This window comes from Novosphingobium sp. SG751A (assembly GCF_013149295.1).
In the GTDB taxonomy this organism is placed as follows: Bacteria; Pseudomonadota; Alphaproteobacteria; order Sphingomonadales; family Sphingomonadaceae; genus Novosphingobium.
This window is the reverse complement of the sequence record NZ_JABGCB010000005.1, coordinates 77,889-91,738: the sequence shown is the minus strand read 5'-3', so window position 1 is coordinate 91,738 and position 13,850 is coordinate 77,889. Positions and strand designations below refer to the sequence as shown.

Annotated in this window: 17 protein-coding genes and 1 tRNA gene; 12 read left to right on the top strand and 6 right to left on the bottom strand. The window is 63.4% G+C overall.

Translation table 11 applies throughout. The features are described 5' to 3' along the window. The first annotated feature begins 2 nt into the window (after positions 1-2). From sufC to FHW96_RS08195, 5 genes are read left to right on the top strand one after another with little or no spacing between them, the layout of a single operon-like run. Positions 3-746 carry a Fe-S cluster assembly ATPase SufC gene (gene sufC / locus FHW96_RS08215; protein ID WP_172340077.1) on the top strand — a complete coding sequence of 248 codons (744 nt, stop codon included), beginning with the start codon at positions 3-5 and terminating at the stop codon, positions 744-746. Further along, the gene (locus tag FHW96_RS08210; RefSeq protein WP_172340076.1) at positions 743-1,465 is read left to right on the top strand and encodes a SufD family Fe-S cluster assembly protein; all 723 of its coding nucleotides are present in this window, start codon (positions 743-745) and stop codon (positions 1,463-1,465) included. Before sufC ends, FHW96_RS08210 begins: the two co-directional genes overlap by 4 nt. Next, positions 1,462-2,691: an aminotransferase class V-fold PLP-dependent enzyme gene (locus FHW96_RS08205; RefSeq protein ID WP_371815670.1), complete on the top strand. Its 1,230-nt coding sequence runs from the start codon at positions 1,462-1,464 to the stop codon at positions 2,689-2,691. The genes FHW96_RS08210 and FHW96_RS08205 overlap by 4 nt, the downstream gene beginning before the upstream one ends. Continuing rightward, entirely contained in the window at positions 2,691-3,224 is a 534-nt protein-coding gene (locus FHW96_RS08200) for an SUF system Fe-S cluster assembly protein (protein WP_172340075.1), read from the top strand. Before FHW96_RS08205 ends, FHW96_RS08200 begins: the two co-directional genes overlap by 1 nt. A 1-nt stretch (position 3,225) precedes the next feature. Beyond that, entirely contained in the window at positions 3,226-3,582 is a 357-nt protein-coding gene (locus FHW96_RS08195) for an iron-sulfur cluster assembly accessory protein (RefSeq protein WP_172340074.1), read from the top strand. A 182-nt stretch (positions 3,583-3,764) separates the two neighbouring features. On the opposite strand, the gene FHW96_RS08190 is transcribed toward FHW96_RS08195, so the two are convergent. After that, positions 3,765-4,121, bottom strand: a complete 357-nt coding sequence (locus FHW96_RS08190) for a hypothetical protein (RefSeq protein WP_172340073.1) — start codon at positions 4,119-4,121, stop codon at positions 3,765-3,767. 93 nt (positions 4,122-4,214) lie between these two features. Continuing rightward, entirely contained in the window at positions 4,215-4,625 is a 411-nt protein-coding gene (locus FHW96_RS08185; protein ID WP_172340072.1) for a hypothetical protein, read from the bottom strand. A 109-nt stretch (positions 4,626-4,734) separates the two neighbouring features. On the opposite strand from FHW96_RS08185, the gene FHW96_RS08180 reads away from it, so the two are divergent. The 3 genes from FHW96_RS08180 (at position 4,735) to FHW96_RS08170 (ending at position 6,271) form a co-directional block, all read left to right on the top strand. Beyond that, the gene (locus tag FHW96_RS08180; protein ID WP_172340071.1) at positions 4,735-5,730 is read left to right on the top strand and encodes an adenosine kinase; all 996 of its coding nucleotides are present in this window, start codon (positions 4,735-4,737) and stop codon (positions 5,728-5,730) included. Positions 5,731-5,902: 172 nt separating this feature from the next. Then, positions 5,903-6,076, top strand: a complete 174-nt coding sequence (locus FHW96_RS08175; protein WP_172340070.1) for a hypothetical protein — start codon at positions 5,903-5,905, stop codon at positions 6,074-6,076. An 18-nt stretch (positions 6,077-6,094) separates the two neighbouring features. Further along, positions 6,095-6,271 carry a hypothetical protein gene (locus FHW96_RS08170; RefSeq protein ID WP_172340069.1) on the top strand — a complete coding sequence of 59 codons (177 nt, stop codon included), beginning with the start codon at positions 6,095-6,097 and terminating at the stop codon, positions 6,269-6,271. A 39-nt stretch (positions 6,272-6,310) separates the two neighbouring features. Here FHW96_RS08170 and purD read toward each other — a convergent pair whose 3' ends face one another. Then, positions 6,311-7,591, bottom strand: a complete 1,281-nt coding sequence (purD, locus tag FHW96_RS08165) for a phosphoribosylamine--glycine ligase (RefSeq protein ID WP_172340068.1) — start codon at positions 7,589-7,591, stop codon at positions 6,311-6,313. Here purD and xseA point away from each other — a divergent pair. From xseA to FHW96_RS08150, 3 genes are read left to right on the top strand one after another with little or no spacing between them, the layout of a single operon-like run. Continuing rightward, positions 7,590-9,086: an exodeoxyribonuclease VII large subunit gene (gene xseA / locus FHW96_RS08160; RefSeq protein ID WP_172340067.1), complete on the top strand. Its 1,497-nt coding sequence runs from the start codon at positions 7,590-7,592 to the stop codon at positions 9,084-9,086. The two genes, purD and xseA, sit on opposite strands and share 2 nt — an antisense overlap. Positions 9,087-9,110: 24 nt before the next feature. Next, positions 9,111-9,305: a DUF2093 domain-containing protein gene (locus tag FHW96_RS08155; RefSeq protein WP_371815669.1), complete on the top strand. Its 195-nt coding sequence runs from the start codon at positions 9,111-9,113 to the stop codon at positions 9,303-9,305. After that, positions 9,302-10,135 (top strand): M23 family metallopeptidase, encoded by an 834-nt coding sequence (locus FHW96_RS08150; RefSeq protein ID WP_371815668.1) that lies wholly within the window; start codon positions 9,302-9,304, stop codon positions 10,133-10,135. The genes FHW96_RS08155 and FHW96_RS08150 overlap by 4 nt, the downstream gene beginning before the upstream one ends. Here FHW96_RS08150 and FHW96_RS08145 read toward each other — a convergent pair. Next, on the bottom strand, positions 10,125-11,042 hold the full coding sequence (locus tag FHW96_RS08145; RefSeq protein WP_172340065.1) for a complex I NDUFA9 subunit family protein: 918 nt from the start codon (positions 11,040-11,042) through the stop codon (positions 10,125-10,127). The two genes, FHW96_RS08150 and FHW96_RS08145, sit on opposite strands and share 11 nt — an antisense overlap. Before the next feature lie 225 nt (positions 11,043-11,267). On the opposite strand from FHW96_RS08145, the gene FHW96_RS08140 reads away from it, so the two are divergent. Then, positions 11,268-11,354 (top strand) — tRNA-Leu (locus FHW96_RS08140). A 281-nt stretch (positions 11,355-11,635) separates the two neighbouring features. On the opposite strand, the gene FHW96_RS08135 is transcribed toward FHW96_RS08140, so the two are convergent. Together FHW96_RS08135 and FHW96_RS08130 are read right to left on the bottom strand one after the other, a co-directional pair. Further along, positions 11,636-12,139: a glycosyltransferase family 9 protein gene (locus FHW96_RS08135; RefSeq protein ID WP_172340064.1), complete on the bottom strand. Its 504-nt coding sequence runs from the start codon at positions 12,137-12,139 to the stop codon at positions 11,636-11,638. Further along, on the bottom strand, positions 12,136-13,722 hold the full coding sequence (locus FHW96_RS08130; RefSeq protein WP_172340063.1) for a methyltransferase domain-containing protein: 1,587 nt from the start codon (positions 13,720-13,722) through the stop codon (positions 12,136-12,138). The genes FHW96_RS08135 and FHW96_RS08130 overlap by 4 nt, the downstream gene beginning before the upstream one ends. Positions 13,723-13,850: the final 128 nt, after the last annotated feature.

Genomic DNA, 13,850 nt, shown 5'->3' with positions numbered 1-13,850 from the left:
TTATGCTCCAAATCACTAACCTCCACGCCTCCGTCGCGGACAAGCCGATCCTCAAGGGTCTCAACCTCACCATCAACGCGGGCGAGGTGCACGCGATCATGGGGCCGAATGGCGCGGGCAAATCGACCACCGGCTATGTGCTGGGCGGGCGTCCGGGCTATGAAGTGACCGAAGGCTCGGCCACGTTCAACGGGCAGGATCTCTTCGCGCTCGATCCGCATGAACGCGCGGCTTCGGGCCTGTTTCTGGGTTTCCAGTATCCGGTGGAAATCCCCGGCGTGTCGAACCTGCAATTCCTGCGCGAGGCTTTGAACAGCCAGCGCAAGTTCCATGACCTGCCCCCGCTGTCGGGTGGCGAGTTCCTCAAGCTGGCCAAGGAAAAGGCGGGCTTGCTCAAGATGGACATGGACATGCTCAAGCGCCCGGTCAACGTGGGCTTCTCGGGCGGTGAAAAGAAGCGCGCCGAAATGGTGCAGATGGGCATCCTCGACCCCAAGCTGGCGATTCTGGACGAGACGGACTCCGGCCTCGACATTGACGCGCTGCGCATCTGCGGCGAGGGCATCAATGCCATCATGCGCAAGCCCGACAAGGCCGTGCTGCTCATCACCCACTATCAGCGCCTGCTGGATTACGTGAAGCCCGATTTCGTCCACGTTCTGGCCGGTGGCCGCATCGTCAAATCGGGCGGGCCGGAACTGGCGCTGGCGCTGGAAGAAGGCGGCTACGAAGGCGTCGCGGCATGATCACCCTGCCCACACGCAAGGCCGAGGAATGGCGCTATGCCGACCTCGGCGCGCTGGAAACGCTCTGGCCCTTGCCCGATGCGGAAAGCGTTACCGTGGCGGCGGGCGGCGAATTTGCGCGCGCGATTGTGAACAAGGGCGGCGTGGTGCGCCTTTCTCTCACGCTGGAGGCAGGCGCCAAGGCCGCCGTCCATGTGCTCAACACCGCCGACACCTATGCCCGCATCGAAATCGAGGCCACGCTGCATGAGGGCGCGGATTTCCATCTGGGCGGCGTGCAATTGAGCAGCGGCGATCAGACCGCCGAAATCGTCACCACCGTGCGCCATATCGAGCCCAACGCCACCAGCCATCAGATGATCCGCTCCGTTGCGGGCGGCACATCGACCGCCAGCGTGCTGGGCAAGGTCTATGTGGCCAAGGGCGCGGATGGCACCGATGGTTCGCAATCGGTGCGCGCGATGCTGCTCGACCGCACGGCGCAGGCCAATGCGCGGCCCGAGCTGGAAATCTATGCCGACGATGTCAAATGCGCCCATGGCTGCGCGATTGGCGAGCTGGATGCCAATGGCCTGTTCTACCTTGCCGCGCGAGGGATCGAACCGGCCCGCGCCAAGGCGCTGATGCTGCAAGCCTTTATCGCAGAAGCCTTTGACGGGGCGGCCGAAAAGGACAATCTGACCGCCGCCGCGCAGGCCGCTTTGGAGGCTTTGCTGTGAGCGTGGAAACCCTCACCCTCGATCTGGCCAAAATCCGCGCCGATTTTCCGGGGTTGGCGGGCGGTTGGCATTACCTTGATTCCGGCGCCACCGCGCAAAAGCCGCAATCCGTGATCGACGCCACGGTCAACGCCATGGGCCGCGACTATGCCACCGTGCATCGCGGCGTTTACGCGCGCAGCGCCAATATGACGCTGGCCTATGAAGAGGCGCGCCGCAAGGTGGCCGGTTTCATCGGCGGAGCGGAAGGCGAGATCGTCTTCACACGCGGCGCGACCGAGGCGATCAACCTTGTCGCGCAAAGCTGGGGCGGGGCGAATCTGCGCGCGGGCGACCGCATTCTGATCTCCACGCTGGAGCATCACTCGAACATCGTGCCCTGGCAATTGCTGCGCGACCGGGTGGGTGTTGAAATCGACGTCTGCCCGCTGACCGCCGATGGCCGGATCGATCTGGACGCCGCCGCGCGCATCCTGACGCCTGCGCACAAGCTGGTCGCGCTGGCCCATGTGTCGAACGTGCTGGGCAGCGTGCTGGATGTCGAACGCGCGGTGGCGCTGGCCCATGGCGTGGGCGCGAAAATCCTGATCGACGGCTGTCAGGCCGTGCCGCGCCTGCCCGTCGATGTGGCCGCGCTGGGCGTCGATTTCTACGCTTTTTCCGCGCATAAGCTCTATGGCCCCACCGGCATCGGCGCGCTCTGGGCGCGGGCCGAGATCCTCGACGCCATGCCGCCATGGCAGGGCGGCGGATCGATGATCGACCGCGTGACGTTTGAAAAGACCACCTGGGCCCCGGCCCCCACCCGCTTTGAGGCGGGCACTCCGGCCATCATCGAGGCCATCGGCTTTGCCGCCGCCGTCGATTATGTGCAGAGCATCGGCCTTGACGCCATCCATGCCCATGAGGCCGGATTGGTCAAAACCCTGCGTAGCGCGCTTCAGGCCATGAATGACGTCACCGTCTTTGGCCCCGAGGACAGCGCCGGGATCGTCAGCTTTGTGATCGACGGGGTCCACCCGCATGATCTGGGCACGATTCTGGACGAAGCAGGCCCAAAACATCAAAGCGTGGCGATCCGCGCCGGGCATCACTGCGCCCAACCCTTGATGGACCACCTTGGCGTGCCCGCCACCGCGCGCGCCAGCTTTGGCCTGTATAGCGATGAAAGCGATATTGCCGCGCTGATCGCCGGCATTGAACGCACGAAGAGGATCTTCGGCTGATGACTGACACCCCCCCTGACGATACCCCCCGTTTCACCGTCGAGGAAGTGAGCGATGCCCCCACCCCGCCGCGCGCGCGGGTGGATGTGTCGGCCCAGATTCCCGGCGCCCCTGCGCTGGGCGCCGATGGCGAGATTGAAAAGATTGCCGACAAGGTTGCCCGCAAGGCCGACTACCTCGAAGGTTTCCTTTCGCAGCAGCCCACCGGCCTGACACCCCATGAACCAGGCGGCGAATTGTATGAGGGCGTGATCAACGCGCTCAAGGAAATCTTTGACCCGGAAATTCCGGTCAATATCTATGAGTTGGGCCTGATTTATGGCGTGGAAATCACGCCCGAAGGCTCGGCCAGCATCACCATGACGCTGACCACGCCGCATTGCCCGGTGGCCGAATCGATGCCGGGCGAAGTCGAATTGCGCGTCTCGGCCGTGCCCGGCATTCGCGATGCGGATGTGGCCCTCGTCTGGGATCCGCCATGGGACCCGGCCAAGATGAGCGATGAAGCCCGCCTCGAACTGGGGATGTTGTAAAATGACCGTGACCACGCGCAAGCCCCGCCCCGCCGCCGTCCTGCTGACGCCGAACGCAGAAGCGCGCGTGGCCAAATTGATGAGCGAAGCGCCGGAGGGCGCCATCGGCGTCAAGCTGTCCACCCCGCGCCGGGGCTGTTCAGGTCTGGCCTATTCGGTCGATTACATCAACGAAGCCAGCCCGCTGGATGAAAAGATCGAGACGCAAGGCGGCCTCTTCTTCATCGACAGCGCCAGCGTGCTCTATCTGATCGGCAGCACGATGGACTGGGTGGAGGATGATTTCACCGCAGGCTTCGTGTTCAACAACCCCAATGCCAAGGGCAGTTGCGGCTGCGGCGAGAGCTTTACGGTTTAAGATTTGTGGTGGCACATCCGTGCCACCACTCGGCACCGGCCCTCTCCCCCGGCCCTACCACCCACAGGGTACACTCAATGGGTGGTAGGGCCGGGGGAGAGGGCCGGTGCCGCAAGCTTCAGGCGGATGCCTGAAGCGCACCCTGCCAAGACGGAGGCCCCCTCATGGGCCTCCGGGGTTTTTCAAGCCATTCTCGCCTCCTGCACCTGCAAATATTGCATCAGGCGCTGCGGCACGCGCTGGGCTTTCACACAGCAGCGTTGCAGCAGGTTGAGGGCCGCGGGCGAATTGACTTCGCCCCCTTCGTCGATCCGTTCGATCAGCCACATCGCCTTGGCATCATCCACCACGCCATGCGGAACGCGCTGTTCCACCAGCCAGTGCGAGAGCGTCTCGCCAATAAAACTCACCCATTCGGGCGAGGGCGAACGAAGATGCGCGTTGATCGCCAGCAGCGCTTCGGCATCGTCCGGGTTCAGTCGGGCCGGATGATAGCCGGGCAGATCGCTGCCATGAAAGTCGTTAGACGAGTTCGACATTTGGAGCATTCCTTTCGGTTTGCGCCCCCAAAGCCGAGATGACGAACCGCGCCTTGCCGCCCAATGAACCGAATTGTCAGACGCGATGAAGCGTTATTTGCGCCGCAGCGCCGCCACGCAGGCCGCCCGGTCCACATCCTTTGCATCGGTGCTGCGCCGCGCATCGACATAGGTGGCATGTGCCTCACCCCCGCCCGCCTGCGGATAGAGATAGACATCCAGCACGCAGGCAGGCCCAACGAATTGCAGCTTGCGCACATCGCCTTCCTGCACATCCAGACGCGGCGGACCGAACAATCGCGCCAGATCGCCCGCACGCGCGCCGATCACCCCTTCCAGCCCCGGCGCGCTATGCACCACCGGCGCGGGCACAGGCTGACGGCGCGGGGCGACGGGAACCTGTGAAGACCTCGCAGGCGCGCGCGGTATGCTGGCCACCGGCCCTTGCTCTCCACAAGCGGCAATGAGCGGGACGAGCAGCAAGGGCAGGAGGAAAAAGCGCATGGCCCCTGCTCATGCCACGCCCAAGGCCCCTGTCAATGCCGGTTGCGGTCAAAGCCCGCCGCCGCTAGGGCAAGGCGTTCAATCACACAGCAGGAAGCAGCCCACACCCATGTCCGAGCCCACCATCGACGTCATCGCCATCGGCAACGCCATTGTCGATGTTCTGGCCCCCGCATCCGAGGAACAGATCGCGGCACTGGGTCTGGCCAAAGGCGGGATGACGTTGGTGGACCCGGACCGCGCGCGCGAACTTTACGCCGCAATGGGCCCCGCGCGCGAGATTTCGGGCGGCAGCGCGGCCAATACGCTGGCGGGTCTGGCCCAGCTTGGCGCGCAATGCGCCTTTATCGGCCAGGTTGCCGACGATCAGTTCGGCAATGTCTTTGCCCATGACATCCGTGCGGGCGGCATCGGCTTCGATACGCCTGTGCGCCAAGGCGAACCGGCCACCGCGCAATGCCTGATCTTCGTCACCCCAGACGGCCAGCGCACGATGAACACCTTCCTTGGCGCCAGCCAGTTCCTGCCCGCCGACGCGCTGGATGAAAGCGTGATCGCCTCGGCCAAGGTTCTCTATCTCGAAGGCTATCTGTGGGACCCGGAAGAGCCGCGCCGCGCGATGCGCCGCGCCATTTCCGCCGCGCGCGGGGCGGGCCGCGAGGTGGCCTTCACCATGTCGGACGCCTTTGTCATTTCGCGCCATGGCGACGATTTCCGCGCGCTGATCGAGGAAGGCCAGATCGACATCCTGTTTGCCAACGAACACGAACTGGCCGCGCTGACCGGTCTTGAAGACTTCCACGAGGGTCTGGACCAGCTTGCCGCCAAGGTGCCTTGCGTGGTCGTGACCCGCAGCGAAAAGGGCGCCCATGCGGTGCGCCGGGGCGAGACCGCCCATGTTCCGGCCCAGCCGATCGACAAGGTGGTCGACACCACCGGGGCTGGCGATCTGTTCGCCGCCGGTTTCCTGTTCGGCCATGTGCGCGGCATGGCGCTGGACACGTGCCTGACGCTGGGCGCGATTTGCGCGGCGGAAATCATCTCGCATTACGGCGCGCGGCCCGAGGCCGACCTCAAGGCGCTGGTGGCTGAAACGGTCGCGTAAAACGCCACCACCCATAGCTGCAAAAAATTTTACCGCCGGGCTTAAAAAGGTCCGGCGGTTTTCGTTCTGTCGTATGCGCGCCAAAGATCCGGCCGGGATGGGGCAATCCGGTCGTGGTTTCTGCGCGCTTGGGACAAGCCGGAAGCGTTCCGGCCGCAACAGGACGAAAGCAATGACCGCAGGAGTATCGCCCGTTTCTCCCGTCGTACATGGCACTCCGGCCAGCCGGACGGTGTATGAAGCGACCGCGGTGACCAAGGCCGATCCGCCCAGCGTCACCGACCCCAGCCAGACCACGCCGCGCCAGCCCAACGATGGCTTCAGCGGTTTCAGCACCTACGCCTAAGACAGAGAGGACCACCCCATGACCATGAGCATTTCCAGCCCCGCCGCCCCGGCTGTGGCCGCCAACAACGCGGCGCAGGCCGCCGTTGCCGCCGCATCGGCCGCCATCGCCACCGGACAGGCCAATGGCGGCAGCGGCGCCCCCACGCCGCCGCCCAGCGGCCCGTCGGGCGCAACATTTTCCGTTTACGCGTAAAATCGGCCGGGGGTGCCGCAACACCCCCGGCAAAACGCCTTATTCAGCCTCGCGCGCCACTTCGCGCCAGCCAATGTCGCGGCGGCAGAACAGCTCGGGGGCGTTGAGCGCATCAACGGCAGCATAGGCGGCGGCCTGCGCGGCAGTCACACTGGCCCCGCGCGCCGTCACGTTCAACACGCGCCCGCCCGCAGCCACCAGCGCGCCATCGGCCAAAGCCGTGCCCGCGTGGAAGACCTTTGCGCCATTGGTCTGCGCGGCCTCGATGCCTTCGATCACGCCGCCCTTTTTCGGCGTGCCGGGATAGCCATCGGCCGCCATCACCACAGTCAGCGCCGTATCGTCGGAGAATTGCGGCGCGGGAATGCTCCCCAGCCGGTCGGTGGCGCAGGCGAACAGCAATTCGCCAAGGTCGCTGGTCAGGCGACTGAGCATCACCTGGCATTCGGGATCGCCAAAACGGGCGTTATATTCGATCAGCTTGGGCCCTTGCCGCGTCAGCATCAGCCCTGCGAACAACACGCCCGAATAAGCCATGCCCTCGTCGGCCAGCGTCTTGACCGTGGGGGCGATGATGCGGGTCATCACCTCGGCCTGAAGCTTGGCGGTCAGCACCGGGGCGGGCGAATAGGCGCCCATGCCGCCGGTGTTCGGCCCGGTATCGCCATCGCCCACGCGCTTGTGATCCTGCGCGGATGCGAAAGGCACGATGGTCGCGCCATCGGTCAGGGCGAAGAAGGAAGCCTCCTCACCCTCCATGAATTCCTCGATCACGGCTTCGGCATCCCCGAAACGCCCGGCGAAAATGTCGCGCACCGCGTCCTGCGCCTCGTCCATGGTCATCGCCACGGTCACGCCCTTGCCCGCGGCCAGACCGTCGGCCTTGACCACCACCGGCGCGCCAAACTGATCCAGCACCGCCAGCGCCTGTTCCAATGAGGTCACGCGCTGGTAGCCTGCAGTGGGAATATTGGCCCGCGCGCACAGATCCTTGGTAAAGCCCTTCGACCCTTCGAGCTGGGCCGCATCCTTGTTGGGCCCGAACACCGGCACCCCCGCCCCGCGCAGCGCATCGCCCAGCCCGTCGACCAGCGGCGCCTCCGGCCCGACCACGACGAAACCGATCCGGTGTTCCTCGCAAAAAGCCAGCACCGCGTCATGATCGCCCGCATCCAGCGAAACCAGATCGGCATGTTCGCCAATGCCAGGATTGCCCGGCGCGGCAAAAAGCTTTCCACCGTTTGCCAGAAGCGAGGATTGCGATAGACGCCACGCCAGAGCATGTTCACGCCCGCCCGAACCCAGCAAAAGGATATTCATGCCTGCCTCTTTCGATTCCGATGATGATCTCTCCGGCGCGCTGGTAGCGAAAGCCGCGCGCGGCGACAACGCGGAACCCCTCTCGATCAGCGAGATTTCCGCGATTTTGAAGCGAACGGTCGAAGATCGCTTCGCCTTTGTGCGCGTGCGGGGCGAATTGTCGGGGGTAAAGCGGGCGGCATCGGGCCATGTGTACCTCTCGCTAAAGGACGAGGGCGCGCGGCTGGACGGCGTGATGTGGAAGGGCAATGTTGCCCGGCTGGGTTTCCGGCCCGAGGATGGGGTCGAGGTGATCGCCACCGGCAAGCTGACCACCTATCCGGGCAGGTCCAATTATCAGATCGTGATCGACCGCATGGAGATCGCGGGCGAAGGGGCCTTGCTGGCGCTTTTGGAGAAAACCAAGGCGCGGCTGGAGGCCGAGGGCCTGTTCGCATCCGCCCGCAAGCGCCGGTTGCCGTTTTTGCCCCGCGTGATCGGCGTAGTCACCAGCCCCACGGGCGCGGTGATTCGCGATATTCTGCACCGTCTGGCCGACCGCTTTCCGTCGCGGGTGATCCTCTGGCCGGTGCTGGTGCAGGGGCAGGGGGCGGCCGAACAGGTGGCCAATGCGGTGCGCGGTTTTTCCGCGATGGCCCCGGATGGGCCGATTCCGCGCCCCGATGTGCTGATCGTCGGGCGCGGGGGCGGGTCGATCGAGGATCTGTGGTCGTTTAACGAAGAGATCGTGGTCCGCGCGATTGCGGAATGTTCGATTCCGGTGATTTCCGCCGTGGGGCATGAGACGGACACCACGCTTGCCGATTTCGCCGCCGATATGCGCGCGCCCACGCCCACGGCGGCGGCCGAAATGGCGGTGCCGGTGCGCGAGGAATTGCGCGCCTTTGTCGGCGATCTGGGGCTGCGTTCGCGCCGTGCGGTTGTACGCCCGGTGGTGCTTGGCCGCGAAAGGCTGGACGCGCGGGCGCAGCGGCTGCCTACGCCGGAGGAACTGATTGCGGCCAAGGCACAGGCGCTGGATGACGCCAGCGAACGCCTGCGCCGCGCACTGGGCAATGTGGCGCAAAAGGCGGGGATGCGGTTGCAGCGCGCCGCCGGGCCGCTGACGCCGGGCCTGTTGCAAGCCCGCCTGCGCCATGCCGAGGCGCGGCTTTCGGCCCAGCGTCTGAACCCCGCCCTGCTGGCCCAGCGTCTGCGCCATGACCGGCAAAGGCTGGACGGCGTGACGCGGATCATGGCCAGTTTGAACCCCGACAATGTGTTGGCGCGCGGCTATGTCCGCGTGACCGCGACCGATGGCCGCACCCTGACCAACCGCGCGGCGGCGGCGGGGGAAAGCCATCTGACGCTGCATTTCCGCGATGGTCTGCTGGAGGTGGCGCCGGGCGACACGCCGCCGCCGTCCGAATCGGCGCGAGAAGCTGCGGCAAAGCGCCCCGCCCCCGCGCCCCGCGCCAAATCGCCGCCACCCGCGCAGGATGATTTGTTCGGCTGATCGTGCTATAAAGGGTCCATGTTGATGAACTCCCCGGATCGCGCGGCGGTGCTGCGCTATGAACCCAATGGTTTCACTATGCTTTCGCGCGGCAATCATGTCGTCTGCGCCGTTTCGGGCGAGGCGATTGCGCTTGAGTCGCTGCGCTATTGGAGCGTCGAGCATCAGGAGGCCTATGCCTCGCCCGAACTGGCAACGAAGCGTTTGCTGGGCCGGTGATTTCGCGCCGCGCGGTGCTGGGCGGGCTGGCGGCGATGCCGGCCGCCGCTCATGGGTTTTCGCTCGACGTTGGCCCGATCACCTTTCCGCGCGGCGAAACCACGCAAGGCGGCTGGGCGCAGGGACAGGCGCCCAAAGGGTGGCAGGTGGCGCTCGATGGCGCAGCGCTGTCCACCGATCCGCTGGGGCGGTTTCTGATCGCGTTTGACCGCGATGCGGGGCCGGTGGCGAAACTGACCGCCGCCGCGCCCAATGGAGTTCAGGCGGTGCTGGCGCTGGACATCGCCCCGCGCGCATGGCGGATCGAACAGATCGATGCCCCCTTTCGCCCACCCGCTATTCCCGAAGGTGAATATGCCCGCATCCGCGCCGAGGAAGTGGCGCGAATAGATACGGCGCGGCGCGCAGGCGCCCTTTCCGAGGGCTGGCGGCAACAATTCGTCTGGCCGGTGAAGGGGCGGATCTCGGGCCTGTTTGGATCACAGCGCGTCTATCGCGGCACACCGGGCGCCTATCATTCAGGCAGCGATGTCGCCATGCCCGCGGGCACGCCCTATCTGGCCCCCGCCGACGGGGTGGTGGTGCTGGCGGCGGAAAAACCCTTCACGCTGGAGGGCCATCTGTTGATGATCGACCACGGCATGGGGCTGGTCAGCGCGTTTCTGCATTCCAGCGAATTGCTGGTGCGCGAGGGCGAGCGGGTGAGCCAGACCCAGCCCATCGGCAAGGTGGGCATGACCGGGCGCGCGACGGGGCCACATCTGCACTGGGGCATGCGCTGGCGCGAGGCGCGGCTGGATCCGATGCTGTTTGCCGGGCCTATGGCCTGAACCAGCGGTCGAGATAAAGGCCCATGGGGCGCGGGGAGAGGCCCAGCGCGGCAAAACCCTGCGCGCCATCGGCCACCACGCTGCCGGCCTTGAGCAGAACGATCTGATCGGCCGAAATCGGCGTGCCGGGCAAGGCGGCAAAGATCCGCGCCGCCAGATCCGGCATGGGCAAGAGGCGAATACCGCCCCCCACCGCCAGCGCGATGCGCCGGTTCAGCTCCATCATGCTCACCACTTCAGGCCCGCCCAGTTCATAGGTCTGCCCGCCATGGCGCTTTGGATCGGCCAGAGCGGCCACGATCGCACGCGCCACATCATCGACCAGCACCGGCTGCAGCAATCCATCCGGTACAAACACCGGCAGGAGCGCGGGCAAGGGCAGCGCCTTCACCATTCGCATCATCCGCGCGAACATATTGAGAAAATTGTCGTCCTGCCCAAAGATCACGCTGGGTCGCAGAATCGTGGCCCCTGCAAAACCGGCCAGAGCCGCCTTTTCGCCCGCCGCCTTGCTGGCCGCATAGGGCACGGGAGAGGCCGCATCCGCGCCAATGGCCGAAATATGGACGAAGGCGCGCGCTCCAGCGTGATGCGCGGCACGGGCGAGGCTTTCCACCCCGCGCCCCTGAATCGCATCCAGCGGCCCGGAAAACAGTCCCACCAGATTGACCACCGCGTCCGCCCCCGACAGCGCTCGCGCCACGCTGGCCCCGTCGCGCAGGTCGGCACGGGCAAATTCCACCTGCCCCGGATCGCCCTGCCCTCGAATCATCCAGGCCTTTTCCGGGTGGCGGCTGACGATGCGCAAACGCGCCCCGCCGCGCAGCAAGGCATGGGCCAAATGCTGCCCGACAAAACCGCTGCCGCCTGTGACCGCCACCAAGGCATCGCGCAAAACGTCACTCATGGTTGCAACTCCAGCAATTAGCCACGTTTAAGATGGTATGGCGCGCGGCCCGGCGCAATCGGGCCGGAAGGGCAAATCGGGGGCGCGCAAAAAAACTTTTCAGTTTCGCGAAAAAAATGATCTTTTTGCGTTGACAGGATTCGAAGGTCCGCTTAGAGGCGCGGTCCTACCCGGCGCGGGCAGCAACCGAAAGGACGCTAAGCCTCGGCGCCAAAAAGCAAATGTGCCCAGGTGGCGGAATTGGTAGACGCACTAGCTTCAGGTGCTAGCGCTCGCAAGGGCGTGGAGGTTCGAGTCCTCTCCTGGGCACCATTTGCACTCCCGGCCAGCGGTCGGGAGGATCGACAAACCCCCGAAAATCTGCGATTTTTGAGCCTCACCACTCCCGGGGCGTGTCAGGCTATTTCAGGCAGTCCTGGGCCATATGGTGCCATGAGGGGGGCAAGGCCATTCAAAATCTGATGGGACCGGTTGCCGTTGGGCATGACAATATTGGCCGGAAGCGGAACGGCGAATTTCAGGTTTGCCTCCCAAAATAGCTGCCATTCCGCAATATGCGATACCGAAGAGATGCGACCAACAATACCGTTAATCTAACCGTCGGTCCGTGCCAGTAAACGCCTTGCGGCATCGAACGCCACTTCCGGCTGTATGGCGTTCATGCAGGCATGCCCATTGCCACACCCGCCGACGCCAGCCATTCCACATGGTGCACAGGCCGCGCGAGCATATAGCGTGGTCACATGTGATCCACGCGGCCCCCATTCGTACGGATCATGGGAGGCAGCAAACAGACACAGCGTCGGCACGCCAGCCTTTGCCCCGAGATGCGCAATCCCCGAATTGTTCGCTATGACCAGACGCGCTCGTGTAACCTGATCAACCGTCTCTGGCCAACGCCACAGCCCAGCGGTACTGGTGACCCGAGGCGATGGCAATCCTCGCAGGATCAGATTGATCGGGTGCCGCTGTTCGGCCGCCCCCGCCAGCAAAACAGGCAAATCGCAGTGCGCCACCAACATCTCGACCAATCGCCTGAAATAGGCGCGTGGCCAATCGCGCAACGCATCATTGGAAAAAGGAGCAACGACAATCATGCCACCCGTTCCTCAAAAGGCGTGATTACAGCCCGGTGTTGAACCAAAGCCACCAGCATGGCCATCAACTCGGTCTGGTGCGGGCCGCCAACCTGCCCCCATTTGGTGATCATGCAGCCACGCATCTTGGTTTCCAGCGCATGCTTATCATCGCCCCAGATACGAATTTCCAAGTCCGTAACAGGCTCGTCCACAGCCAAAGTCAGCCCGTCGGAAGCAATTGCCTGACATGACCCGACCGCCAAACGCGTGTTACCACTGTTGCAAGCAATATCGAAATCGAAGGGAGGCACCGATCCCGACTCATCGTTCAGCAACAGCGTGATCAGATACTCACCCGGTTCGATCGCGACGTAAGGCCCCCAAATCAGCGTGCTACCCTTTGCATAGACGCCCGCCGGCAGCGAAATCGCGTGGCCCAGATGGCTACCTCCCCTGCATTCGAAGCGGGTTGCGTCACAGAACAACACCGCCGAACGGTTCTGCGTGGTGGGCGATCCCATGGGCAAGGCGATATCGAGATAAGGGAACGCCTTGGTTGTACCAAAACCGGCGCGTACCCCCGCATTTACGTGTTTTAGTACTAGTCTGGTGTCACCATCCACCCGCAGGTCCACGGCAAGATCAAAGCGGCGATCTGCCAGCAAAGCTTCCAACTCATTCAACTGGTCGAACAAATCGACGGTAGCACCTAGCCGAGGCGTTCGAGCAAAAAGCGAAAATGGAATGATCTCATCAAAGACTCCCAGTTTGTGGGCGGCCTCCACATTCCACGCACCACACACCAGCGTCAGTCGTGCATCGGGAAATGCGTGCGGCAGATCTGCCAGCACAGGACTGGCAGCAATGAAGTCGCCATAGTGATCCATCTTGAAAATAATCACCGAACGTGGCGCACCGGCGGCGGTGATAGACATCACGGCGGAATCGGCTTCTGAGCGAGGACGACCGATAAAGCGGCCGGACGGGGCAGAACCAATGAACGGAGGAGCGTTCAATTCCTCAGCGTAGACCGGCGTCTGGATCTTTTCGATAACCAGAAGAATCTCGTAACACCCAACGGCATGTTGGGACGGCGGAATCGCATAATCGAAACCACGGTCATTATCTTCTAGTTGTCGTACACGGAATTGCAGAGGGTCGATCGCTTCCTCGACCTCACGAAGCAGGCTTGCCGCTGTATAATAGCGGCGATGATCTGCATTGAAACGAGAAGGCAGATCAAGGTTGCGTTCGTAAAGATACTGGTGCGGCACCGTAATAAGCAGATATCCTCCCACTTTCAACACCCGGAACCAATCAGCGATGACTGTTCGATAGTCATCGATATGTTCAAGGCAGTGACTGGCGAATACAGTATCTTGTGAAAAGTCCTGAAACGGCAGGATTTTTCCATCATAACCAGGGTAATCAAGACCAACGCCGATTGCATTAGGAGTAATGGGTCGGACTCCATCAAGGTATCCAGCAAAACCTATATCAAGGACGCAATCTCCGGAAAGAAACTGTTGATAGAAACCAGATTTTACCCACCGATCGAAATTCTTTCTAGCCTCTTCCCCAACGAAGCCACCCCAATCCATTATACGCCCTCCAGAATTTACATCATCATGCGTTATTAATAAAATATTTCATGCAAATAATACATTACACCATTAATCCTATTCTATAGGATAGGTATATTATTATGATTCTCAATATTTTGAGATCA

Coding starts and splice junctions, on each gene's coding strand:
- sufC (WP_172340077.1), top strand. CDS start 3: ATGCTCCAAATCACTAACCTCCACGCCTCCGTCGCGGACAAGCCGATC.
- FHW96_RS08210 (WP_172340076.1), top strand. CDS start 743: ATGATCACCCTGCCCACACGCAAGGCCGAGGAATGGCGCTATGCCGAC.
- FHW96_RS08200 (WP_172340075.1), top strand. CDS start 2,691: ATGACTGACACCCCCCCTGACGATACCCCCCGTTTCACCGTCGAGGAA.
- FHW96_RS08195 (WP_172340074.1), top strand. CDS start 3,226: ATGACCGTGACCACGCGCAAGCCCCGCCCCGCCGCCGTCCTGCTGACG.
- FHW96_RS08190 (WP_172340073.1), bottom strand. CDS start 4,121: ATGTCGAACTCGTCTAACGACTTTCATGGCAGCGATCTGCCCGGCTAT.
- FHW96_RS08185 (WP_172340072.1), bottom strand. CDS start 4,625: ATGCGCTTTTTCCTCCTGCCCTTGCTGCTCGTCCCGCTCATTGCCGCT.
- FHW96_RS08180 (WP_172340071.1), top strand. CDS start 4,735: ATGTCCGAGCCCACCATCGACGTCATCGCCATCGGCAACGCCATTGTC.
- FHW96_RS08175 (WP_172340070.1), top strand. CDS start 5,903: ATGACCGCAGGAGTATCGCCCGTTTCTCCCGTCGTACATGGCACTCCG.
- FHW96_RS08170 (WP_172340069.1), top strand. CDS start 6,095: ATGACCATGAGCATTTCCAGCCCCGCCGCCCCGGCTGTGGCCGCCAAC.
- xseA (WP_172340067.1), top strand. CDS start 7,590: ATGCCTGCCTCTTTCGATTCCGATGATGATCTCTCCGGCGCGCTGGTA.
- purD (WP_172340068.1), bottom strand. CDS start 7,591: ATGAATATCCTTTTGCTGGGTTCGGGCGGGCGTGAACATGCTCTGGCG.
- FHW96_RS08155 (WP_371815669.1), top strand. CDS start 9,111: ATGAACTCCCCGGATCGCGCGGCGGTGCTGCGCTATGAACCCAATGGT.
- FHW96_RS08145 (WP_172340065.1), bottom strand. CDS start 11,042: ATGAGTGACGTTTTGCGCGATGCCTTGGTGGCGGTCACAGGCGGCAGC.
- FHW96_RS08135 (WP_172340064.1), bottom strand. CDS start 12,139: ATGATTGTCGTTGCTCCTTTTTCCAATGATGCGTTGCGCGATTGGCCA.
- FHW96_RS08130 (WP_172340063.1), bottom strand. CDS start 13,722: ATGGATTGGGGTGGCTTCGTTGGGGAAGAGGCTAGAAAGAATTTCGAT.